This window comes from Embleya sp. NBC_00896, from assembly GCF_045207785.1.
GTDB lineage: Bacteria > Actinomycetota > Actinomycetes > Streptomycetales > Streptomycetaceae > Embleya.
This window is the reverse complement of sequence record NZ_CP108776.1, coordinates 6,349,859-6,371,471: the sequence shown is the minus strand read 5'-3', so window position 1 is coordinate 6,371,471 and position 21,613 is coordinate 6,349,859. Positions and strand designations below refer to the sequence as shown.

The window sequence follows — 21,613 nt, the reverse complement described above, 5'->3', positions numbered from 1 at the left end:
CACCCCCATTCGGGGGTACTCGATTGGCCGCGTCGGGGCGGCACGCCTACGGTCGCGACCACATCGAAGCCCGCGTCCCGCACGCTCGGGCCGGACCCGACCAGGCAGGTGACCGCGATGACCGCACCCGCATCGAACCCGTCCCGATCCTCGACCCCGGACGGGCGGTCGTATCGGCGCGGCGAGACCACGCCGCCGCTGCCCGTGGAGACGATCGGCGCGAACCTCGCCCGGATCGCCGCCGAGCACCCGGACCGCGATGCCCTGGTCGAGTGCGCGAGCGGCCGGCGCTGGACCTACGCCGGGTTCGACGCCGCCGTCGACGAGCTGGCCCGCGCGCTGATCGGGGTCGGGATCGAGGCGGGCGACCGGGTCGGCGTCTGGTCGCCGAACTGCGCCGAGTGGGTGCTCGTCCAGTACGCCGCCGCCCGGGTCGGCGCGATCCTGGTCAACCTCAATCCGGCGTATCGCGTGCACGAGATCGAGTACGCGCTGACCCGGTCCGGCACCAAGCTGCTCGTCACCGCGTCGCGCATGAAGACCAGCGACTATCCGGCCATGGTCGACGAGGTGCGCGCGGCCTGCCCGAGCCTCGAACGCGTCGTGCGCATCGGCACCGGCGACTGGCAGGCGCTGGTCGGCGAGGGCGACGCGGTGACCGTCGCGGAGCTGCGCGCCCGCGAGGCGGCGCTGTCCCCCGAGGATCCGGTCAACATCCAGTACACGTCCGGCACGACGGGCTTCCCGAAGGGCGCGACGCTCTCGCACCGCAACATCCTCGGGAACGGCTTCCTGGTCGCCGAGACGCAGGGCTGGACGGCGGCCGACCGGGTCTCTGCTGGTGCCCTTCTACCACTGCTCTGAGTGGTACTCATTTGGAGTAACCTCCTCTCCATGGCGAAACTCAAGGGGGGCAGCCCGGTACGGGCCTGCATCTACGTCCGCATATCCAAGGACCTCACGGGCGAAGAGCTCGGCGTAGCAAGGCAAGAGGAGGAGTGTCGGGAACTCTGCGCACGTCTCGGGTTCGAGGTAGCGGAGGTGTTCTCAGACAACGACATCAGCGCCACGAAGGCGAAGGTCCGCCCCGGGTTCGAAGCTTTGTTGGCCAGCCAGCCGGAGGCGATCGTCTGCTGGCACACAGACCGACTCGTCAGGGTGACCAAGGATCTTGAGCGCGTGATCGCGCTCGGTGTGAACGTGCACGCAGTGCGCGCCGGACACCTGGACCTGTCGACTCCGGCCGGTCGAGCTGTCGCCCGCACGGTCACAGCATGGGCGACGTACGAAGGCGAACAGAAGGCGGAGCGCCAGGCCCTCGCCAACGTGCAAGCGGCGAAGGCGGGCAAGCCCTACACGGCAGGCATCCGCCCGTTCGGGTACGGCGACGATCACGTGACGATCATTCCGGCCGAGGCCGAGGCCATACGCGAAGGCGCCTCGATGATCCTCGCGGGCGAATCCCTGTCGGCGGTTGCCCGGAAGTGGAATGAGGCTGGTCGTCTGTCGCCGCGATCGCTCGCGGCGGGAGCGAAGGGCTGGACCCTGCGCGGGGTGAAGAACGTCCTGACCTCGCCGAGGTACATCGGCCAACGCACCTACCGGGGTGAGGTCATGGGCGATGCCGAGTGGCCCGCCATCCTCGACGAAGCAACTCACTACGGAGTGGTCTCCATCCTGTCGAACCCCGACAGGTTCAGCGGCGGTCCGAGAACTGGCAGGACGGCGACGACGCTCCTCACTGGCATTGCTGTGTGCGGCGTGTGCGGCGAGACCGTGAGCGCCCGTGGATACCGGGGAACGAAGGTCTACGGATGTCGTCACAGCCACACACGTACGCCTCGGGACATCGCCGATAAGAGGGCAGAGAGTGCGACCCTCGTCCGCATGGCGATGCCCGACTTCCTGCCGGGCGTCCTCGCCCTGAATGCAACGAGCGGCAACACCGACGCCGCACGCCTTCACGCCGAGGCCAAGGGCCTTCGGGAACGGCTCGATGGTCTTGCCCTCGCCTACGCCGACGGGGCTATCAGCCTGTCGCAAATGACGGCAGGGAGCGAAGCACTGCGGGCGAAGGTGGAGGATGTCGAGTCCAAGCTGACGGGGGTCACCGGCCTCCCGCCCCTCGACTATGAAGGCGGGATCACGGCGCTCATCGAGGGGTGGGGGACCACTCCCCTGTCGGTCCGGCGTGGGTGGGTGAACTTCTGCAACGTCGTAACGCTGCTGCCAGCCAACGGAAAACACGCGCGGAACATGACCCCGGACGACCACGTGTCCTACGAATGGAAGCACTCGGAGATAGTCCTTGAGGACTACCGTGCCGCCGACGAGGAGGCTCGCAACGAGCAGTAGGGCCAACGTAAGGCAGAGCCCTGGTGATCCGCATTGGACGCCCGGGTTCTGTCGTTCCCGGCTTGCTAGCGTGCGCCGCTTGGGGAAGGTTTCCCGTTACGGAAACCGCAAGTCCGTGCCGTGCCGACGGCCAAGTCGGGAGCATAGAGCGGAACGCAGACCGGAGGAGGGGGCAAGGCCGTGAAGGTCACCAAGCTTGTGGGCACGTGCGACGTTAAGGACTGCCCGACGATCTACGTGGCGAGGAGTTCCATATTCTCGATATCACCGGCCGGCCGAATCCCCTTGAGGGAGTGTCAGACTTCTGGCTTTTGATGAGGCTACGGCTGTCGTGATGCGCTACGACGATGCGGGTGCCGTTGTGAATCGGGAGACGCTTCCGGATTTTCGAGGGGCGGAGTTCGTCGCGTTGCGGGATAAGGCACTAGAGCAGGCTGAGCCGTTCCCCGATTGGTGGGCGAAGTACGGCGAGTGAACAAGACAAAGCTGGGCGCTGCGTTGCGGGCGCTGCGGCAGGCGTCCGGAATGGAAGCCAAGACTGTGGCCCGTAGCTCAGTCATGTCTACGGCCAAGCTGTCGAAGAGACCGAACCCACCGGCGCGTCCTGGGGCTTGACCGAGACCACCGCCGCCGACCAGGTCCGCCTGTTGACCGCGCTGACCACCGACGCCTCACCCCTCGACGCCCCCGCGCGTGCCTACATCACGACCCTGATGACCTCCGTGGCCGGCGACCAGTCCTGGGGTGTATCGGCCGCCGCCGACCCCGACACGAACCCGGCCCTGAAGAACGGCTGGCTCCCCCGCGACGCCACCGGCCTGTGGGTGATCAACAGCATCGGCCGCATCACCCACGCCGGCCACCCGTTGCTGATCGCGATCCTCTCCGACAACCAGCGGTCCATGCCCACCGGCGTGGCCCAACTGGAGTCCGTCGTCGAAACAATCACCCCGGCCGTGACGAACGCCCTGAACTGACCGCCGGACCGGTCAGTCGTCCAACAGGTCTGGTTCGGCGGCGAGTTCGGCCCGTACGCCGGCCTCCCAGAAGCCGTGGAACCCGTTGCCGTCGCTGCGCGCCATCCGCTCCAGCCACCACTGCGGCAGCGCCGAATCGGGCCGCCCGCCGGCCGCCCGGACCATCCACGCGTTGCGGCAACGCTGTTCGAGCGCGACGGCCCGTTGGTGGGCGGCGCGTATGGTCGTGCCCAGGATGAACACGCCGTGCCCGGCGAGCAGCGCCAGTTCCCCGGCCCCGAGCGCTTCGACCGCCTTGCGCGCCGATTCGGTGTTGTTGACGGCGCCGTCGTACTCGTCGATCAGCACCAGGTCCCCGCCACCACCCAGGCTCGAACTCTGGTCGTAGACCGGGGGCATCTCCCGCATGTCGGCCCAAATGGTGCCGAAATCCGGGTGATTGTGCACCGCGACCCGCACATCGGGGCGGGCCCGGTGCAGCTCCAGGTGCAGCGGGATGCCCAGCGGGACCGGCCATTGCCCCTCGACCACCTCGCCGTCCAGGGTGATCCGCAGGATGTCGCGCGGGCGGATCTCGCGCCAGGTCAGCAACCACGGGTTGCACAGCAGGGTGCCGTCGCCGAGGTTGTACGTGATGTGGCCGGCGAGGTGGTCGCGGTAGCCCTCGCGCCACAGCGTGCGGGCGAGCAGCACGATCTCCTGAGCGGGCGTCAGATCGGGGATCAGCTTGTCGGGCGTCGGTACGAAGTCCATCGTGCGTAGGGTCCTCACGCGTGTGGGCGGTCGAGGGGCAGCACCACGGCGGGCAGCGGGTGCCGGTACAGCTCGGCGGCGTTCTCGCTGCACATCCGCCGGAGTTCGGCCGGCGGGATGTCGCCCCAATGCTTCGCGATCACGTCCTGGGTGTGCGGCCAGGTGCCGTCGCCGTGCGGGTAGTCGGTCTCCAGCATGATGTGGTCGACGCCGATCACGTGCCGCAGCGCGATGGTCGAGGGGTCGTCGAGCGTGCAGAACCAGAAGTTGCGGCGCAGCACGTCGGCGGGGCGCTCGGACCAGCCGAGGCCGTACCCGGAGCGGTCCACGATGTTGTCCAGCCGGTCGATCAGCATCGGCACCCAGCCGATCCCGCCCTCGCTCATCGCGATCTTCAGGTCGGGGTACTGGAGCGGGTAGCCGGACCACAGCCACTCGCTGCACGCGCCGAGCGAGAGTTGGCCGAACATCGTGGCGCCCAGTTGCAGCGCGGGCCCGCCCGGCGGGGTGGGGTGCAGGCCCGAACTGCCCACGTGCAGCGAGATCACCGTGCCGGTCGCCACGCAGGCGCGGATGATCGGGTCCCAGTGGTCGCGGTCCCACAGCGAGGGCAGGCCGATCGCGTGCGGGCGTTCGGGCAGGGTGACCGAGGTGAAGCCGCGTGCGGCGTTGCGCTCGATCTCGCGGACGGCCTCCACGGGGTCGGCGAGGTAGACGATGCCGCACGGGATGATCCGCTCGGGGTAGGCCAGGTACCACTCGTCGTACAGCCAGTCGTTCCAGGCCCGCACGGCCGCCTTGCCGACCTCGGGGTCGCTCGCGAACGCGAAGACCCGACCGCAGAATCCGGTGATCTGGGACGGGAAGTTGAGCATCGCCCGGATCCCGCCGAGGTCCATGTCCCGAACGCGCGCGTGCACGTCGTAGCAGCCCGGGCGCATGTCCTCGAACCTGGCCGGCTCCAGCGACGCGGTCTCGGGGCGCCGACCCGCCACCGCGTTCATCCCAACCTGGGAGTACACGGTCCCGTCGAACTCCCAGACCTGCGCGCCGTTCGCGGCCTCGACGATCCGCGGCCCACGCTCGCGCAGGGCGGCCGGCAGGTAGGTCTCGAACAGGTGCGGCGGCTCGACGACGTGATCGTCCACGGAGATGATCGTGTAGCGGACCTCGGCTGGGGTGGGCTCGGGGAGGAACAACCGCGCGTCGAGCTCGGTCATGGCGCACTTCCTCTGCGATCGCGGCGGTGGCGGGGTCGATGCCGGTGTCGGTGTCGATGCCGACGCCGACTCCGACTCCGGTTTCGGCGCCGATTCCGACACCGATTCCGATGACCGCACCATGCGCCACAACGCCGCAAATCTCCAGACCCTTGTCCGAGTCATGTATCCCCGGCTCGGGGACACACCCTCGGCGCGCCGCAGGTTCGCGCACTGCGCCGCGAACTCCCGGCCGCGGGTCACCCGCCCGGCCCGCCCAGCCCCGAAGACGACCTACACGTCCCGACCCACGAAGCGCGCACCGCCGAGCAGCAGCGCAACCACCGCGTAGCAGGCCAGCACGCCGAGCCCGGCCCAGGGCCCGATCGGGAGGCTGTCGAGCCGGCTCGTGGCCTGGATGGCCAACCCCGCCGACATGGGCGCGAGCTTCTCCAGGCGCTCGCTCCAATCGGTGTCGCCGACCAGCGGGGTGATCACCGGGACGATGTACAACAGCGTCAGCAGCGTGGTGACCGAGCCGGCCGTGTCCCGGACGGCGACGCCGACGCCGAACGCGAGCAGCGCGATCAGCACGAGGTAGAGCACCGTGCCCACCGCCGCCCGCAGCGTCGGCCCGTCCGTGAGGGACAGCTCCGGATAGCCGTTGGCGGCCGTGAACCCGTTGCCCGGCAGGATGACCCGGCCGGCGTACAGCGAGCCGAGCACGCCGACCGTGCCGGCCACGGCCACGAGCGCCACGAGGACGGCCGCCTTGGCGCCCAGGACCTCGGCCCGGCGCGGATACGCGGTCAGCGTCGTGCGGACCATGCCCGTGCCGTATTCGTTGCCGATCGCAAGCACCGCGAGCAGGACCACCGCGATCTGGCCCACCCGAACCCCGGTCAGGCTGAGTTTGGTGGTGTCCTCGAAGCACTCCGCCGGCGTCGGGCAGTGCGCGGTGTCCACCGCCGACGTGGTCAGTGCGCCCACCACCACCGTGGCCGCGATCAGCGCGAGCAGCAGCCATCCGGTCGAGCGCACGGTGCGCAGCTTGGTCCATTCGGCGTGCGCGGCGTGCCTCATGCGTCCCGCCTCCGCAGCCGCCACAGCGCAACGGCCAGCGCGAGCGCGGTGTAGCCGGCCAGCACCGCGAGACCGGGCCAGGCGCCGATCGCGGTGTCGTAGCGCCGGAAGGTCTGTTGGATGGCGAACCCGGCGGCGGGAGTGAGTCGCTCCAGCCAGACCGCGGTGGACACCGGCAGGCCCGTGGCGATGATCCGCGGGGCGAGCAGCAGCACGAGCACGATGGTGATCGCCGGGGCGCCGCGGCGCAGGATCGTACCGACGGCCAGCGCGAACACCGCGATGAGCGCGAGCAGCGCGGCCGTGCCGACGACCGCGCGCAGCACGTTCGGATCGGAGAGGCCGGCCGGTATGCGGTTGCCCGAGCGCAACAGCGGCCGAGTCGCCAGGAAGGCGCCGAAGGCGGCGATCAGCCCGGCGACGAAGGTGACCGAACCGATCACGACCGTCTTGGCGGCCAACACTCGTCCGCGTCGCGGACTCGTGGCGAACGTCGTGCGGATCATGCCCCGGTGGAACTCGGAGGTGACGGACAGGACGGCGAGCGCGACGATCGCCATCAGGCCGACCAGCACGCCGCTGAGGATGGTGCGGATGTCGTCGTCGCCGTACCGGGACGGCCCGATCTCGCCGGATCCGGTCAGCGTGAAGGTGCCGGCCGTCTCGGTGGAGGTGCCGGGTGGGCTCGATCGGGGTCGGTCCTTCCACGGCGCGGCCGGTTGCGGGCGGGCGGGGGTCAGGCTCACGTGGTCGAACGTGGCCTGTGTGTCGGCGGTTTGCCCCGAGATGCCCTCGCCGCCGAACTGGCGCTCGACCTCGACCTTGTCGGGCACCGCGACGAACAGACCGACCTGGGCCACCTCGGGCAGCGCACCGAGGTCGACCTTGCCCACCCGATTCCAAGCCACGCCGTCGGCGGATTCGTACGTGGTGACGCCATGCCCCGCGCGGACCAGCTTCAGCCAGCGCGGCACGGTGCCGCGGCGGCCGATCGTGTCCGAGTCGTAGCCGCTCTGCAGCCGGACGCCGTGGTCGGGGGTGATCATGATCGCCGCGAACGCCGCGCCCCACCCGTCGCCCGCGCGGATCATCAGGCCCGCCTTGGCCCACCCGCCGCCGCGCTCCTGGGCCACCACGCGCGCGACCAGTTCGCCGTCCCCCGCCAGCTCACGCCGGACGAAGTGGCCCCCGTCGTCGAAGTGCTCGGCCGACTTGATCTTGGGGCGTTCGCCGGTGCCCCCGCCGACGTGCGCGACGGAGCGGGAGCCCGCCGCGAGCAACAGGCCGACCAGCACGATGAGCAGGACGGCTGCGGTGAGCGTGAGCAGCCAACGCGGTACCGAGCGCAGTTTGGTCCACTCGGCGCGCAAGAGCCCGCGGAACGTGTCCCGGCCGCCGGTGACGGTGCTGCGGTAGGGCGTCCTCGTGGTGCTCATCGCCCCTCCTCCGCCCCGGCCGTGGCGCGGAAGTCCACCGCGTCCCGAGTGAGTTCCATGTAGGCCTCCTCCAGCGACGCCCGATGCTCGGCGATCCCGGAGAACGGCACGCCGTGCTCGGTGAGCAGGGCGATGATCCGCTCGGCGGGCAACCCGGAGACGGTCACCGAGTCGCGTTCGGTCGCCGCCACGGTGGCGCCGTCTCGGGTGAGCACGGTCATCGCCTCGCGCCGCTGCGCGGTCCGCAGTTCGATCCGGTCGCCGGACGCGGCGGCGAGCAGCTCGGCGATGCTCGTGTCGGCGATCAGCCGGCCCCGGCCGATCACCACGAGGTGGTCTGCGCTGTCCTCGAGTTCGCTCATCAGGTGGCTGGAGACCAGCACCGCGCGGCCCTCGGCGGCCAGCGAGCGCAGCAGCCCGCGAATCCACATCACGCCCTCGGGGTCGAGCCCGTTGACCGGTTCGTCGAGCAACAACATCGGCGGATCCCCGAGCAGCGCGCCGGCGATGCCCAGGCGCTGACGCATGCCCAGCGAGAAGGCGCCCGCGGAGCGCCGGGCCACCGTCGCCAGCCCGACCAGGTCGAGCACCGCGTCGACCCGGCGGGCCGGCAGGCCGTTGGAGTGCGCCATCCACAGCAGGTGGTCGCGCGCGGACCGGGCGGGGTGTACGGCCGCCGCGTCCAGCAGCGAGCCCACCTCGCACAGCGGGGTACGCAGCGTGCGGTAGTGCCGGCCGCCGACCAGCGCGGTGCCCTCGTCGGGCCGGTCCAGGCCCAGGATGACCCGCATGGTGGTGGACTTGCCGGAGCCGTTGGGGCCGACGAAGCCGGTGATCCGTCCCGGTTCGACCGTGAAGGAGAGTCCGTCGACGGCGGTGTGGGGTCCGTACCGCTTGCGCAGGTCCCGAACTTCGATGGTTGCTTCCATGCCGAGGAGGCTACGAATCCGACCGGGTCCGGGTCGTCACGCGGGCGAGCCAACTTCGATTCCCCGGGCGGGGGGAACGCCGGCGGCGGGGTCCCCGGCGTGGGGGAGGGACGTTCCCCGCCACGGGGGAAGCCGAGTGCGCGGCCGGCCCGCGACAATGACGGCATGAAGCGCAGCGACGCGGTGCCCGGCCGCGGCATCGAAACCGGCCGAGTGTGGTTGGACCGATCCCGGTGGCCACTCGGGGCGGGCGTCGTGGCGGGCCTGATCTCGCTGGTGGAGACGGCGCTGCGGACCGACGACGTCGGCGTGCTGCCGGTGGCGATGCTGCTGGGCCTGTGCGCCACACTGCCGGCGGTGTTCGTGCGCGGCCACGCCGGCGCGGTCGCGGCGACGGTCGCGGCGGCGGCGACCGCGACCGGTGTGCTCTACCACGGGCCGCCGATCGCCGGGTCGATCTGCGTGGTCGTGGTCTGGTCGACGCTGGTGATCGATCGGGTCCGGAGCACGCGGGCGCGCACGGCCGAGCGGAACGCCTCCCGGCACGCGATCGAGAGCACTCTCCTGGAGTTCACCGCGCGCGGCGAACGGGCCAGGATCGCCCGGGAGTTGCACGACGTCGTGGCGCACCACATCTCGATGATCTCGGTCCAGGCGGAGACCGCGCGCCTGACCACGCCCGGGATGCCGAAGGAGGGCGCCGAGCGGCTGCGCGCGATCGGCGACACGGCCAGGACGGCGTTGACCGAGATGCGCCGGCTGCTCGGCGTGCTGCGTGAGGACGCCGGCGCCGAGCCCACCCGCAAACCACAGCCCGGCCTCCAGCAACTGCTCGAACTGATCGACGAGTCGCGAGACTTCGCGGGGGCGAGTACGCGGCTGATCGTGCACGGCCGGATCGCGGTGCTCGACCCGGGCGTCGAACTCGCGGCCTACCGCATCGTCCAGGAGTCGTTGACCAACGCCCGCCGACACGCCCCCGGCGCCGCCGTCGACGTGGAGTTGGACTATTCCGACGAGGTCCTGCACCTGCGCATACGCGACAACGGGCCGGGGCCGACCGCCGGCACCGGTTCGGCCGGGCACGGCCTGCTCGGCATGCGGGAGCGGGCCGCGAGCGTCGGCGGCGAGCTGCGTACCGGCGCGACCCCGGCCGGCGGCTTCCTCGTCGAGGCCGCCCTGCCCGCGACCCGGCTCGCTGGCACGGGGATGGTCGCGTGAGCGCGCGGCCGGCGGTGCGGATCGTGGTGGTCGACGACCAGGAGGTGGTCAGGGCCGGGTTCGCCGCGCTTCTGGACACCCAACCCGACTTCACCGTCGTGGGCACCGCGGCGGATGGCGGCGAGGCGGTGCTGCGGTGCCGTGAGCAGCATCCCGACGTGGTCCTGATGGACGTCCGGATGCCGACCATGGACGGCATCGAGGCGACCCGGCGGATCCGCGCCGGTGCCGACGCCGACGCGGCGCCGCGGATCCTGATGCTGACCACGTTCGACCTCGACGAGCACGTCTACGACGCGCTGGTCGCGGGCGCGGGCGGCTTCCTGATCAAGGACGTGACGGCGGAGCGGCTGTTCGACGCGGTGCGCGTGGTCGCCGCCGGCGAGGCGCTGCTGGCGCCGAGCGTCACCCGGCGGCTGATCGGCGAGTTCACCCGGCTGCGCCCGCGCCCGCCCGCGCCCGAACTCGCCGAGCTGACGCCGCGTGAGACCGACGTGCTGCGGCTCGTCGCCGAGGGGCTCTCGAACGCGGAGATCGCCGCGCGCCTGGTGGTCGGCGAGGAGACGGTCAAGACCCATGTCAGCCGAGTGCTGCGCCGACTCGGGCTGCGTGATCGCGTGCAGGCGGTCGTTGTGGCGTACGAGTCGGGGCTGGTCGTGCCACGCTCGGACGTCCGGTGACCCCGTGGCCGAGGCGCGTCGCCGTCGCGGACCCGGACGCGGCCGAATCACCGATCCGCGACCCGGACCGGGGATGTCCGGGTCCGGGCGCGGGTCGGCGAGTCCGGGTGCGAGTCCGGGGCCCGCCGGGGGATCATCGAGGAATGAAGACGACAGTGCATCTCGCGCAACAGACCGAGGCGGACGAGTTGCTCGGGCGCAGTGCGTTGGCGGCGCTGGTCGGGATGCTGCTCGACCAGCAGATCCCGATGGAGTGGGCCTTCGCGGGCCCGTACACGATCGCGCAGCGGATGGGCCACGACGACCTCGACACGCACGAGATCGCCGCGTACGACCCGGAGGCCTTCGCCGAGCTGTTCTCGCGGAAGCCCGCCGTGCACCGCTATCCCGGCTCGATGGCCAACCGCGTCCAGCAGCTGTGCCTATTCCTCGTCGAGCACTACGACGGCGTCGCGAGCGCGGTGTGGGCCGACGTGGAGACCGGCGCGGAACTGCTGGCGCGGCTGAACACGCTGCCCGGGTTCGGGAAGCAGAAGGCGCAGATCTTCCTCGCCCTGCTCGGCAAGCAGTACGGCGTGACCCCGAAGGGGTGGCGCGAGGCCGCCGGCGCCTACGGCGACGTCGGGTCCTACCGGTCGGTCGCGGACATCACCGGGCCCGAGTCGCTGGACAAGGTCCGCGCCCACAAGCAGGAGGCCAAGCGCGCCGCGAAGGCCGCGAAGGGCACGACGACCGCGAAGCCCACGAAGGCCGCGAAGCCGAAGGCGTCCTGAGGCGACTCAGCCCACGACCGCCGACGCGACCGGCGCCGCCGCCGGCGCGGTCCGGGCCGGGCGCGGCAGGAACAGCGCCGCCACCGCGGTCAGCAGCGTCGCGGAGCCGAGGATGTACCAGGACCGGTCGTAGCCCGCGAGGGTCGCCGGCGCGCCCACGGCCGCGACGAACACCGCGACGCCGAGCGCCGAACCGACCTGGCGCAGCATCGTGATCACCCCCGAGCCGGTCGCGAACCGGTCCGGGGTCAGCGCGCCGGTCGCGGTGGCGATCAGGGTCGGCAGGATCAGGCCGACACCGACGCCGCCGAGGATCGCGCCGGGCAGATAGTCGACCACGTAGTCGGCGTGCGGTTCGAGCCGGACGATCCACCACCCGAGGCCGGTGCTGAACGACAGCCCGCCGAACACGACCAGCGGGCCGGGCCCGAAGCGGACCGCGTACCGGCCGGCCAGGATCGCCACGAACGGCACACAGAGCGGCCCGGGCACGGTGCCGAAGCCGGTGCGCAGCGCGGACCAGCCCCAGACCGTCTGCATCCACATCGTGGCGGAGATCAGCATCCCCGCGAACGCGATGCCGAAGAGGGTGTTGGCGATCCCCGAGACGGCGTAGGTGCGGTTGCGCAGCAGCGCGCCCTCGACGACCGGACGCGGGTGCCGCGCGTTGCGGACCAGGAACCCGGCGCCGAACACGAGCGTCACGGCCCACACGATCGACGACCGGCCGGACACCCATCCCCAGTCCGGGGCCTGGACCACGCCCAGGGACAGCGCGCCGATCGCGAGGCTCAGCAGCGCGGCGCCGAGCAGGTCGGGCAGCGGACCGCGATCGGTGGGCGTGGGGTCGGGCAGCAGGCGCGGGCCGAACGCGACGGTCAGCAGGCCGATCGGCAGGTTGATCAGGAAGACCCAGCGCCACCCCGGTTCGAGCAGGAGGCCGCCGAGCACGGGTCCCAGCGCCGCGGCGACGCCGCCGATCGCGGCCCAGGCGCGGATGACCGTGCCGCGGCGCTCGGGCGGATACGAGGTGAGCAGCAGGCCGAGGGACGCGGGCATCAGCACCGCCGCGCCGGCGGCCTGGACGAGCCTGGCGACCACGAGCACGGCCAGGGTCGGCGCGGCGGCGCACAGCGCGGAGGCGAGCGTGAACAGGGCGATACCGCCGACGAAGGCCCGGCGGTGCCCGATCCGGTCGGACAGTCGGCCCGCGGGGACCAGCAGCGCGGCGAACACGACGGTGTAGGCGTTCAGCACCCAGGACAGGTCGGCGAGCGAGGCGTCCCGCCACGTTTCGCCGAACGAGGGCATCGCGACGTTGACGATGAACAGGTCCAGGTTGACGAGGACGACGCCCGCGCTGACGAGGACCGCGGCGAGGGCGCGCGGCGGATGATCCGGATCGGTACTGCCCATGACGATCTCCCACCAGTGAGTTCTATGACGCAACTCAAACTAGGGGCAGCGAGTTCCATGACGCAACCCACTAGGATGGGGGCATGCGTCGCAAGAGTTTCGAGGAGATGCACTGCTCGGTCGCCCAGTTCCTGGAAGTGGGCGGCGAGTGGTGGACGATGCTGATCGTGCGGGACGCCTTCCTGGGCGTGACCCGCTTCGACGACTTCCACGAGCGGCTCGGCATCTCGCGCAACGTGCTCACCCAGCGCCTGGAGCACCTGATCGAGCACGGCGTGCTGGAGCGGCAGGCGTACCAGGACAAGCCGGTGCGCTACGACTACCGGCTCACCGAAAAGGGTCGCGCTCTGTGGCCGGTGCTCAACGCGATGCGCCAGTGGGGCGACACCTGGGCCGCACCGGACGGACCACCACTGATCGTCACCCACACGACATGCGGCCGGCCGACCACGGCCCTACACATCTGTTCGGAATGCGGCGAACAACTCACCTCGCACGAACTACGCGCAAAGCCGGGCCCGGGCGCCCGAGACGGCCTACTCGACGGCCTCCCCCCGAACCACACCCCAAGCGCATAACGCCGGCCGGGCTACGAACAGCCCGGCCGGCGCTTGAGGCCACCCTTCAGCCCGGCCGGCGCTTGAGGCCAACCCAGCCCGGCCGGCGCTTGAGGCCAAGCAGCCCGGCCGGCGCTTGAGGCCAACCAACCGACCCAACGATCAGAGCGTCGGCTCGCCCTGACCCGCCGCCGGAATACATGTGAACCCGAGCTTCGTCAACGCCCGCGTAACCTCCGCCGCGCTGAAGTCGCGGGGAAGCTGCCCGGTGATGACCGAGCCCACCTGCTTGACCGGATAGGTACGACGCCCGATACGAACCGATTCGCCGGTGATCGGGTCGGGCTTCACCCCGCTCATGGCGCGCTCCACCTCGTTCATCTGCAGGTGGAAGGACTGACCAGCGATCGTGCAGCGCATATTGCCTCAGCAAAGGAAGGTGTGAGTGCTACCGGTATGGCAAGTCTTGCGCAGACCCGGCCGCAAGCACAGTCCACGACCGCCGTCCGGGGTCGAGGCGTGCATTGCGGGGTGAAATGTCACACTGTGTAGGGGTGTGATCGTCCGTCGGGCAAAAGCGGAATCCGACGTTCCAGCGCAGACAACCCGCACCGCCGTCTGTCACCCTGCTCCGGGCAGTGACGAACCGTCGACCATCCGGAGTTTCCTCGGGGAGGACGAACGTGAACAGGCTCCCGAACGCCACCGTCATCGCAAAGGTCGCACCGGCCCCGTTGTGGGCGGAGTTCGGCCGCACGCTCCGGACCCGGCGGCGCCTCGCCGGAATGACTCAACAGCAGCTCGGTCTACGGGTCGGCTACCACCACAGCCTGATCAGCAAGCTGGAAGCCGGTCTGCGCGAACCGCCCGCCGGCCTGCCGCGCCGACTCGACGACCTCCTCGACACCGGCGGCGACCTGTCCGCGCTGCTCACCAGCCGGAGCGCGCCGCCACCGGTCCTGCACCGCACGCACTTCTCGGTGATCCCGGGCGGCGAGACCCCCGCCGGTCTCGCGCCGCTGCCGGATCGCCTGTGGCCCGCCCGGCTGCCCGATCACGGGCTGCCCTGTCCGCTGCACGGCAACGACGGGTGCGACGTGCCCACCTACGCCGACGCGCTCAAGATCCTCGCCGACATCGGCGGGCGCGAACCGGTCAGCGTGGATCCCGACGTCGTCCACGTGCTGACCGCGCTGCTCGGTGGGTACACCCGGGCCGGCTTGGAGGGCGCCTCCACCGGCTTGATCGGCTCGGTCGAGTACGTACTGCGCCGCGTCGTGGGCTGGGCCGAGGCGCTCAACGCGCACGGTCGCTCGCCGCACACCCAGCTGCGACTGGCCGCCGACTACGCGCAACTGGCCGGCCGGTTCCGGATGCAGCAGGGCCAGAGCGTGATCGGCATGGCGTGGTTCGACCGCGGCCTCAACTGGGCCGACGTGTGCGAGAGCTCGGGGGCCCGGGCCTCGCTGCTCGCCGACGTGTGCACGCTGGCCCGCCTGGACGGCGACGCGACGGCGGCGCTCGCGTACGCCCATGCCCTGGAGGGCGTGGACACCGGCCGGGCCTGGGTGGCCACCCTCGCCCAGCTGTACCAGGCCCGGGCCCGTGCGCTCGGCGGCGACCCCGCCGAGTGCCGGCGGCACATCTCGCTCGCGCATCGACACGTCACCCGGTTCGACGAACGCGACCGGACCGAGGCGCCGTGGCTGACCGGGCTGAGCGGCCGGCTGCGGATGGAAGCCAACATCGGCGGCGCGCTGCGCGATCTGGCCGCGCGCACGGGTGACCTGTCCGCGGCGCATTCGGCGGTGCGGGCCGTCCAGGCCGCGCTCGACCTGTTGCCGATGGCGATGCGGCCCGCGCGCGTGCTGCTCACGGTGCGGCTCGCCGACGCCTTCGCGTGCGCGGGTCGGCCGGATGCCGCGGTCGTCGCGGCCACCCCGGTGATCCACGAGGCCGGCACCGTCGGCACCGCGGCCGCCACCCGGGAACTCCTGGGCCTGCGCCGCCGTCTGACCAGACAGTGGAGCGATCTGCCCGAGGTTCGCAACCTGTTGGAGCAGATGCCCGGTCACTGGCCGGCCGCCTGAGGGCCGACCGGTCGCCCGGAGCGATTCCGTAACTCCCGGGCTGTGGCCGACGTTTGCCAGATTTTGCCGACCGTTGCCGATCGCTTCACCCGATGGCCGTGCCCGTGTGAGTGTTTCGCTCGCTCGGGCACGAACCCGGCGGCTGCGGTCGTCCGCGGCGCTCACGAGGCGCACACGGGACGAGCCGGTGACGTGGTCGAGGTCTGCCTTCCACCCAAGGAGCCTCGATGAATCGCAGAACGACCACGGCCGGGACCGTCCTGGCCATGCTCGCCGGTTTGGTGGTCGGCGCGGCCGGACAATCCGCCGCCGACCCGTCCCCTCCCCCCGCCAATCCGCAGGCACTTGCCGTGTCCGCCGCCGACCGGGCGGCCGCGAGCGGCCTGGACGCCCTCGCCAAGGGCCCCGACGAGCAGTACGAACGTCTGGCCGTGACCCCGTGGGTCGACGACCTGTACTCGGTCGCCTACCAGCGCACCTACCGCGGCCTCCCGGTCGTCGGCGGGGACGCCGTGGTGATGGCCGACGGCAAGGGCCGGGTACATGCCGCCCAGTCCGCCACCGACGCCCGAATATCCGTGCCCACCCAGGCGACCATCGACGCCGGCGCCGCCGAGACCGCGTCCCGGGCCCAACTGCCCACCGTGGACAAGGTCGAGTCGCACCGCCTGGTGGTCCGGGTCAAGGACGGCCGCAGCAACCTGGCCTGGGAAACGGTGGTGGCGGGTCGTACCGCGACCGCGCCCAGCCGACTCCACGTCTTCGTCGACGCGACCACCGGCAAGGTCCTCGACAAGTACGACGACGTCCGCGCCGGCAGCGCGAACAGCCAGTGGAACGGCCCGAGTCCGCTGACGATCGACACCACACAATCCGGCGGCCCCGCCGACCAGATCGTCATGTTCGGCGCCCACCTCGACGGCGTCAGCGCCGGACCGGGCATCAACGACAACGGCTCCGGCTCCGCCACCCTCCTGGAGAACGCGCTCGCGCTCGCGCAGGCCAACCCCACCCTCACCAAGCACGTACGCTTCGGCTGGTGGGCCGGCGAGGAACAGGGCCTCCAGGGCTCCGCCTACTACGTGAACCAACTCGGCTCCGCCCAACGCTCCGCCATCAAGGGCTACTACAACTTCGACATGGTCGGCTCCCGCAATGTACGTACCTGACGGACTGGGTGACGGTGAAGAGCAGTTCCGGTGGAGTCGTCCCCGCGTTGAGGCCGGGGCGGCGCGGCCGGCCTGCGGCCCGCTTGTCCTCAAACGCCGGACGGGCTTGAAAAGCCTGTCCTCGAACGCCGGACGGGCTATGAACAGCCCGTCCGGCGTTCGAGGACGACCGGTCGCAGGCCGGGATTGGCGGCGCCCCGGCGCTCCGCGCTAGTCGTTCCGGGTTCGCCAGCGTTCCATTACGGCGATGAGTTCGTGTTGGAGGAAGGCGAAGAACTCCGCCGATTCCTCGACTCGGACCGCCGCCCGTGTGCCCGGGCCCAGCGCGCGAGCGCCTTCGCGCAGCGTGGTCTCGAAGCGGGACAGGAACTTGTCGCGTTCGCCGTAGGTCTCGTACCAGAGTTCGTTGTGCAGGCGGTATCGATCCCGCCGCGATCCAGGTTCGCGCTCGCGGTTGACCATGTGCATCTGGCTCAGGTAGCCGATCGCCGCCGAGACGGCCGCCGGGCTGATCCGCAGTCGCTCGGCCAGTTCGACGGACGTCAGGGTGCCGGAGTCGGACGCGAGCAACGCGACGAACACCCGGGCGCCCATCCGCTGCATGCCGGCGTCGGTCAGTTCGCCGGCGAAGCGCTCGATGAAGCGTGAGACCGCCTCGTCGTCGCGGGCCGTCGCCTCATGCTCGTCCGGCCGGTCCATCTTTCGGGTCACGGGTTCATCATCTCCATCCGGACCGGCTTCCGGTCGCCGTTGGGCGCGTTTGCGCAGGTCTCGCCTCCGGTCATGATTCTTGGGATTCCCTAACTTCACAAGTTCCTGAAATAAGCGTAACTTCAGAAACATGAAAACGGCGATCAGCATCTCCGGTCTGCACAAGTCCTTCGGGTCCACCCATGCCCTCGACGGGCTCGACCTGACCGTCGCGACCGGCGAGGTACACGGCTTCCTCGGCCCCAACGGCGCGGGCAAGTCCACGACCATCCGAGTCCTGCTCGGCTTGATCCGCGCCGACCGCGGCGACGTCGTCCTGCTCGACCGGGACCCGTGGCGCGACGCCGTCGAACTGCACCGGCGGATCGCCTACGTGCCCGGCGACGTCACCCTGTGGCGCAACCTCAGCGGCGGCGAGGTCATCGACCTGTACGGCCGGCTGCGCGGCGGCCTCGACCCGACCCGCCGCGCCGAACTCCTGGAGCGGTTCGAGCTCGATCCGACCAAGAAGGGCCGCGCGTACTCCAAGGGCAACCGGCAGAAGGTCGCGCTGGTCGCCGCGTTCGCGTCCGACGTGGACGTGCTGATCCTCGACGAGCCGACATCCGGGCTCGACCCGTTGATGGAGGACGTCTTCCGGGCCTGCGTGCGCGAGGAGCGCGAGCGCGGCCGTACCGTGCTGCTCTCCAGCCACATCCTCGCCGAGGTCGAGGCGCTGTGCGATCGGGTGAGCATCATCCGCCGGGGCCGCACCGTCGAGTCGGGCTCGCTGGAGGAGCTGCGCCACCTGAGCCGGACCGCCGTGCGCGCCCGCCTCGTCGGACACCCCACCGGCCTGGCCGAACTCCCCGGCGTCCACGACCTCGACGTGCGCGGCGACCAGGTCGCCCTCCAGGTCGACAACGACCACCTCGACGCGGTCCTGCGCCGGCTCGCCGCGTGCGGAGTGCGCGGCCTCGCGAGCAGCCCGCCCACCCTCGAGGAGCTGTTCCTGCGGCACTACCGCGACGACGCCGCCGCCGACACCGACGCCCGCGAGGCGGTGTCGCGATGACCGCCCTGCTGGACGCACCCGGCCGCATCGCGCCTCCGCGCGCCTCGGCCGCCCACCACCTGACCGGCACCGGCACCCTGATCCGCCTCGCGCTGCGTCGCGACCGCGTCCTTCTTCCCGTGTGGGTGACGGTCCTGGTCTTGATGATGGCCTCCGTCAATCGCTCGCTCGAAGACGTCTACACGACGGCGGCCGAACGCGCCGACCTGGCCCGCGACATGAACGGCAACGGCTCGCTCCGGGCCCTGTACGGGGCCGTCTTCGCCGACTCGTACGGCGGCCTCACCGTGTGGCGGATCGGCGCGTACAGCGCGCTGCTCGCCGGGATCATGAGCGTGATCATCGTCATCCGGCACACCCGCGAGGAGGAGGAGACGGGCCGTCAGGAGGCGCTGTCCGCCGCCATGGTGGGCCGGCGCGCCCCGCTCACCGCCGCGCTGGCGACCGCCGGCCTGGCCAACGCGCTCGTGCTCGCGCTGTATCCGGCCGTCCTGATCGGGGCGGGCCGCCCCGCCACCGGCTCGCTCGTGTTCGGCGCGGCGGTGGCGCTGTCCGGGATGGCGTTCGCGGGGATCGCCGCGGTCGCCGCGCAACTGACCGAGAACGCCCGACTCGCGAAGGGCATCGCCATCGCCGTCCTGGGCGTGGCCTTCGTCCTGCGCGCCGCCGGCGACGCGGCCGAGGACGCCGCCGCCCACGGCAGCCACCTCCTGGTCTGGCTGTCGCCGCTGGGCTGGGCCGAGAGCGTCCGGCCGTTCGCGGGCGACCGGTGGTGGGTGCTCGGCCTCCCGGCCGGGTTCGCCGCGGTGTGCGTCGCGGCGGCCTACACACTCGCGGGGCGGCGGGACCTCGGCGCGGGCTTCATCCGGCCGCGCCCCGGTCCCGCCGAGGCACCCGCGTCGCTCGGCGGCGCGTACGGACTCGCCTGGCGCCTCCAGCGCGGCACGCTGCTGGCCTGGACGGTCGGGTTCGCGTTCGCCGGCGCCGTCTTCGGCGGCATCGCCGACGGGGCCGACGACATCGTCGGCGAGAACGCCAGAACCCGGGACATCTTCGAGCGGATGGGCGGCCACCAGGGGCTCACCGACGCGTTCCTGTCCACCCTGGTCGGCATGCTCGGCCTGGTCTGCGTGCTGTTCGCGACCGGCGCGGTGCTGCGGCTGCGCGCCGAGGAGACGGAGGAACGCGCCGAGCCGCTCCTGGCCAACGCGGTCGGCCGGCTGCGCTGGGCGGGCGGGCACCTGGTGATCGCCTACCTCGGCAGCGCCGTCGTACTCGCCGCCGGCGGCCTCACCATGGGCCTTTCGTACGGCATCGCGGCCGACGACGTCGGCGGCCAGGTGCCTCGACTCGTGCTCGCCGCACTCGCCCAGGCGCCGGCCGTGTGGGTCCTGACCGGGGTGGCGGTGCTGATCTTCGGCGCGCTCCCCCGGCTCACCGTCGCGGTGTGGGGCCTGGTCGGCCTGGTGATCGCGCTCGGCTGGCTGGGTCCGGCGCTGGAACTGCCGCAAGCCGCCCTGGACGTGTCGCCGTTCGGCCACCTGCCGAAGCTCCCGGGCGCGGACGTCACCGCGGCCCCGTACGCGTGGCTGCTCGCGATCGCGCTCGCACTGCCGACGATCGGCCTCGCGTCGCTGCGCCGGCGGGACATGGGCTGACGCGTGGTGGGGGGGGGAGGCAGGCCCGCGGCCACGGCACCGGCGCCGGACAGGCCCGCCTCAGCCCATTTGCTCCAGTGTCTTGCCCTTGGTCTCCTTGACGAAGATCAGCACGAACGGGATGGACAGGAGTGCGAAGCACGTGTAGATCACGTACGTGGCCGACAGGTTCCAGTCCGACAGGGTCGGGAACGACACGGTGATCACCCAGTTGGCGATCCACTGCGCCGACGCGGCCACGCCGAGGGCCGCCGCGCGGATCTTGTTCGGGAACATCTCGCCGAGGAGGACCCACACCACCACGCCCCACGACAGCGCGAAGAACAACACGAACGAGTGGGCCGCGATCAGTGCGACGGTGCCCTGGGTGTCGGGGAGCGTGATGTTCTTGCCCTCACCGCTCCGGGCCGAGAACGCCCACGCGACGGTGCCGAGCGAGATCGCCATGCCGGCCGAGCCGACCAGCGCGAGTGGCCTGCGGCCGACCCGGTCGACGAGGGACATCGCGATGACGGTGCCGATGATGTTGATGATCGACGTCGTGAACGAGTACAGGAACGAGCTGTTCGGGTCGATGCCCACCGACTGCCACAGCGACGCCGAGTAGTAGAAGATCACGTTGATGCCGACGAGCTGCTGGAACACCGAGAGCCCGATGCCGATCCACACGATCGGCAGGAAGCCGAAGCCGGGACCGAGCAGGTCCTTGAACGTGGACTTGTGCTCGCGGTGCATCGCCTCCTCGATCTCGGCGACGCGCGCGTCGAGGTCGACGTCGTTGCTCTCCACCTCGGCGAGCACCTTCCTGGCCTGATCCACCCGACCGACCGAGAGCAGGAAGCGCGGCGACTCGGGGATCGTGAACGAGAACAGCCCGTACAGGATGGCCGGCACCACCATCACCCCGAGCATCCACTGCCACGCTTCGAGGCCGAAGAGCAGCTCGCCGCGCTGGTCGCCGTCGGCGAGGTTGAGGATGCCCCAGTTGACCAGCTGCGAGACCGCGATGCCGGTCACGATGGCGGCCTGCTGGAACGAGCCGAGCCGGCCGCGATAGGCGGGCGGGGCGACCTCGGCGATGTACGCCGGGCCGATCACGGACGCCATCCCGATGGCCGTGCCGCCGAGCACGCGCCACATGGCCAGGTCCCACAGCGCGAACGGCAGCGCGGACCCGACCGCGCTCACCGCGAACAGCACCGCGGCGATCTGCATCACCCGGATCCGGCCGATCCGGTCGGCGATCCGCCCCGCGAGCGCGGCCCCGAACGCACAGCCGATCAGCGCGGCGGCGACCACCTGCGCGAGCAGGCTGGACCCGGGGTCGAACTTGCCGCGGATGCCCTCGACGGCGCCGTTGATGACCGAACTGTCGTAGCCGAAGAGGAATCCGCCCATGGCGGCCGCGGCCGTGATGAAGATGACGTGGGCAAGGTTGTCCGAGTAGGCGCCCCCGCTCCGACCCCCCGTCGCCGGTCCCGGTCCCGTGTTGGCCACGCCGCCTCCCGCTGTTCTGTCGCGCCGGTCCCACGTGCTGCGGTGCCCGGGTCTT

The 21,613-nt window shown here is 71.2% G+C and carries 20 protein-coding genes and 1 pseudogene; 12 read left to right on the top strand and 9 right to left on the bottom strand.

Features of this window, described 5'->3' with window-relative positions; translation table 11 throughout:
- The first annotated feature begins 117 nt into the window (after window positions 1–117).
- The 4 genes from OG928_RS28830 (at window position 118) to OG928_RS28815 (ending at window position 3,332) form a co-directional block, all read left to right on the top strand.
- The gene (locus OG928_RS28830) at window positions 118–864 is read left to right on the top strand and encodes an AMP-binding protein (RefSeq protein WP_406289043.1); all 747 of its coding nucleotides are present in this window, start codon (window positions 118–120) and stop codon (window positions 862–864) included.
- 30 nt (window positions 865–894) lie between these two features.
- Window positions 895–2,355 carry a recombinase family protein gene (locus OG928_RS28825; protein WP_406289040.1) on the top strand — a complete coding sequence of 487 codons (1,461 nt, stop codon included), beginning with the start codon at window positions 895–897 and terminating at the stop codon, window positions 2,353–2,355.
- Between the two features lie 334 nt (window positions 2,356–2,689).
- Window positions 2,690–2,830, top strand: a complete 141-nt coding sequence (locus tag OG928_RS28820; protein ID WP_406289038.1) for a hypothetical protein — start codon at window positions 2,690–2,692, stop codon at window positions 2,828–2,830.
- Between the two features lie 136 nt (window positions 2,831–2,966).
- Window positions 2,967–3,332 carry a hypothetical protein gene (locus tag OG928_RS28815; RefSeq protein WP_406289037.1) on the top strand — a complete coding sequence of 122 codons (366 nt, stop codon included), beginning with the start codon at window positions 2,967–2,969 and terminating at the stop codon, window positions 3,330–3,332.
- Between the two features lie 12 nt (window positions 3,333–3,344).
- On the opposite strand, the gene OG928_RS28810 is transcribed toward OG928_RS28815, so the two are convergent.
- The 5 genes from OG928_RS28810 to OG928_RS28790 all read right to left on the bottom strand — a co-directional run bounded on the left by OG928_RS28810 (window position 3,345) and on the right by OG928_RS28790 (window position 8,732).
- Entirely contained in the window at window positions 3,345–4,085 is a 741-nt protein-coding gene (locus OG928_RS28810) for a class II aldolase/adducin family protein (RefSeq protein ID WP_406289035.1), read from the bottom strand.
- Window positions 4,086–4,099: 14 nt separating this feature from the next.
- Window positions 4,100–5,305, bottom strand: coding sequence for an amidohydrolase family protein (locus OG928_RS28805; RefSeq protein WP_406289034.1), 1,206 nt, complete (start codon window positions 5,303–5,305; stop codon window positions 4,100–4,102).
- Window positions 5,306–5,578: 273 nt separating this feature from the next.
- Window positions 5,579–6,367 (bottom strand): ABC transporter permease, encoded by a 789-nt coding sequence (locus OG928_RS28800; protein ID WP_406289032.1) that lies wholly within the window; start codon window positions 6,365–6,367, stop codon window positions 5,579–5,581.
- Window positions 6,364–7,803, bottom strand: a complete 1,440-nt coding sequence (locus tag OG928_RS28795; protein ID WP_406289029.1) for an ABC transporter permease subunit — start codon at window positions 7,801–7,803, stop codon at window positions 6,364–6,366. The genes OG928_RS28800 and OG928_RS28795 overlap by 4 nt, the downstream gene beginning before the upstream one ends.
- Window positions 7,800–8,732, bottom strand: a complete 933-nt coding sequence (locus OG928_RS28790) for an ABC transporter ATP-binding protein (RefSeq protein WP_406289027.1) — start codon at window positions 8,730–8,732, stop codon at window positions 7,800–7,802. Before OG928_RS28790 ends, OG928_RS28795 begins: the two co-directional genes overlap by 4 nt.
- Before the next feature lie 165 nt (window positions 8,733–8,897).
- Between OG928_RS28790 and OG928_RS28785 the strand changes: the two genes are divergently transcribed.
- The 3 genes from OG928_RS28785 to OG928_RS28775 all read left to right on the top strand — a co-directional run bounded on the left by OG928_RS28785 (window position 8,898) and on the right by OG928_RS28775 (window position 11,406).
- Window positions 8,898–9,953 (top strand): sensor histidine kinase, encoded by a 1,056-nt coding sequence (locus OG928_RS28785; protein WP_406289026.1) that lies wholly within the window; start codon window positions 8,898–8,900, stop codon window positions 9,951–9,953.
- Window positions 9,950–10,633 (top strand): response regulator, encoded by a 684-nt coding sequence (locus tag OG928_RS28780; RefSeq protein ID WP_406289024.1) that lies wholly within the window; start codon window positions 9,950–9,952, stop codon window positions 10,631–10,633. Before OG928_RS28785 ends, OG928_RS28780 begins: the two co-directional genes overlap by 4 nt.
- Before the next feature lie 143 nt (window positions 10,634–10,776).
- Window positions 10,777–11,406 (top strand): HhH-GPD-type base excision DNA repair protein, encoded by a 630-nt coding sequence (locus OG928_RS28775; RefSeq protein WP_406289022.1) that lies wholly within the window; start codon window positions 10,777–10,779, stop codon window positions 11,404–11,406.
- Window positions 11,407–11,412: 6 nt separating this feature from the next.
- Here the strand turns inward: OG928_RS28775 and OG928_RS28770 are convergent, their stop codons facing one another.
- A complete protein-coding gene (locus OG928_RS28770; RefSeq protein WP_406289020.1) occupies window positions 11,413–12,822 on the bottom strand; it encodes an MFS transporter in 1,410 nt (469 codons plus the stop codon).
- Window positions 12,823–12,905: 83 nt separating this feature from the next.
- On the opposite strand from OG928_RS28770, the gene OG928_RS28765 reads away from it, so the two are divergent.
- The gene (locus OG928_RS28765; RefSeq protein WP_406289018.1) at window positions 12,906–13,400 is read left to right on the top strand and encodes a winged helix-turn-helix transcriptional regulator; all 495 of its coding nucleotides are present in this window, start codon (window positions 12,906–12,908) and stop codon (window positions 13,398–13,400) included.
- Between the two features lie 141 nt (window positions 13,401–13,541).
- On the opposite strand, the gene OG928_RS28760 is transcribed toward OG928_RS28765, so the two are convergent.
- Window positions 13,542–13,799: an SCO5918 family protein gene (locus OG928_RS28760; protein WP_406289016.1), complete on the bottom strand. Its 258-nt coding sequence runs from the start codon at window positions 13,797–13,799 to the stop codon at window positions 13,542–13,544.
- A gap of 263 nt (window positions 13,800–14,062) precedes the next feature.
- Between OG928_RS28760 and OG928_RS28755 the strand changes: the two genes are divergently transcribed.
- Both OG928_RS28755 and OG928_RS28750 read left to right on the top strand, forming a co-directional pair.
- Complete coding sequence (locus OG928_RS28755) at window positions 14,063–15,469, top strand: helix-turn-helix domain-containing protein (RefSeq protein ID WP_406289014.1); 1,407 nt, start codon at window positions 14,063–14,065, stop codon at window positions 15,467–15,469.
- Between the two features lie 227 nt (window positions 15,470–15,696).
- Window positions 15,697–16,626: pseudogene (locus OG928_RS28750) on the top strand (M28 family peptidase); the annotation flags it as partial.
- A gap of 222 nt (window positions 16,627–16,848) precedes the next feature.
- On the opposite strand, the gene OG928_RS28745 reads toward OG928_RS28750, so the two are convergent.
- Window positions 16,849–17,337, bottom strand: a complete 489-nt coding sequence (locus OG928_RS28745; protein ID WP_406291277.1) for a GbsR/MarR family transcriptional regulator — start codon at window positions 17,335–17,337, stop codon at window positions 16,849–16,851.
- 142 nt (window positions 17,338–17,479) lie between these two features.
- Between OG928_RS28745 and OG928_RS28740 the strand changes: the two genes are divergently transcribed.
- Together OG928_RS28740 and OG928_RS28735 are read left to right on the top strand one after the other, a co-directional pair.
- A complete protein-coding gene (locus tag OG928_RS28740) occupies window positions 17,480–18,403 on the top strand; it encodes an ATP-binding cassette domain-containing protein (RefSeq protein ID WP_406289012.1) in 924 nt (307 codons plus the stop codon).
- Window positions 18,400–20,061, top strand: coding sequence for an ABC transporter permease (locus tag OG928_RS28735; RefSeq protein WP_406289010.1), 1,662 nt, complete (start codon window positions 18,400–18,402; stop codon window positions 20,059–20,061). The genes OG928_RS28740 and OG928_RS28735 overlap by 4 nt, the downstream gene beginning before the upstream one ends.
- A gap of 60 nt (window positions 20,062–20,121) precedes the next feature.
- On the opposite strand, the gene OG928_RS28730 is transcribed toward OG928_RS28735, so the two are convergent.
- The gene (locus tag OG928_RS28730) at window positions 20,122–21,558 is read right to left on the bottom strand and encodes a sugar porter family MFS transporter (protein WP_406289007.1); all 1,437 of its coding nucleotides are present in this window, start codon (window positions 21,556–21,558) and stop codon (window positions 20,122–20,124) included.
- Window positions 21,559–21,613 lie beyond the last annotated feature (55 nt).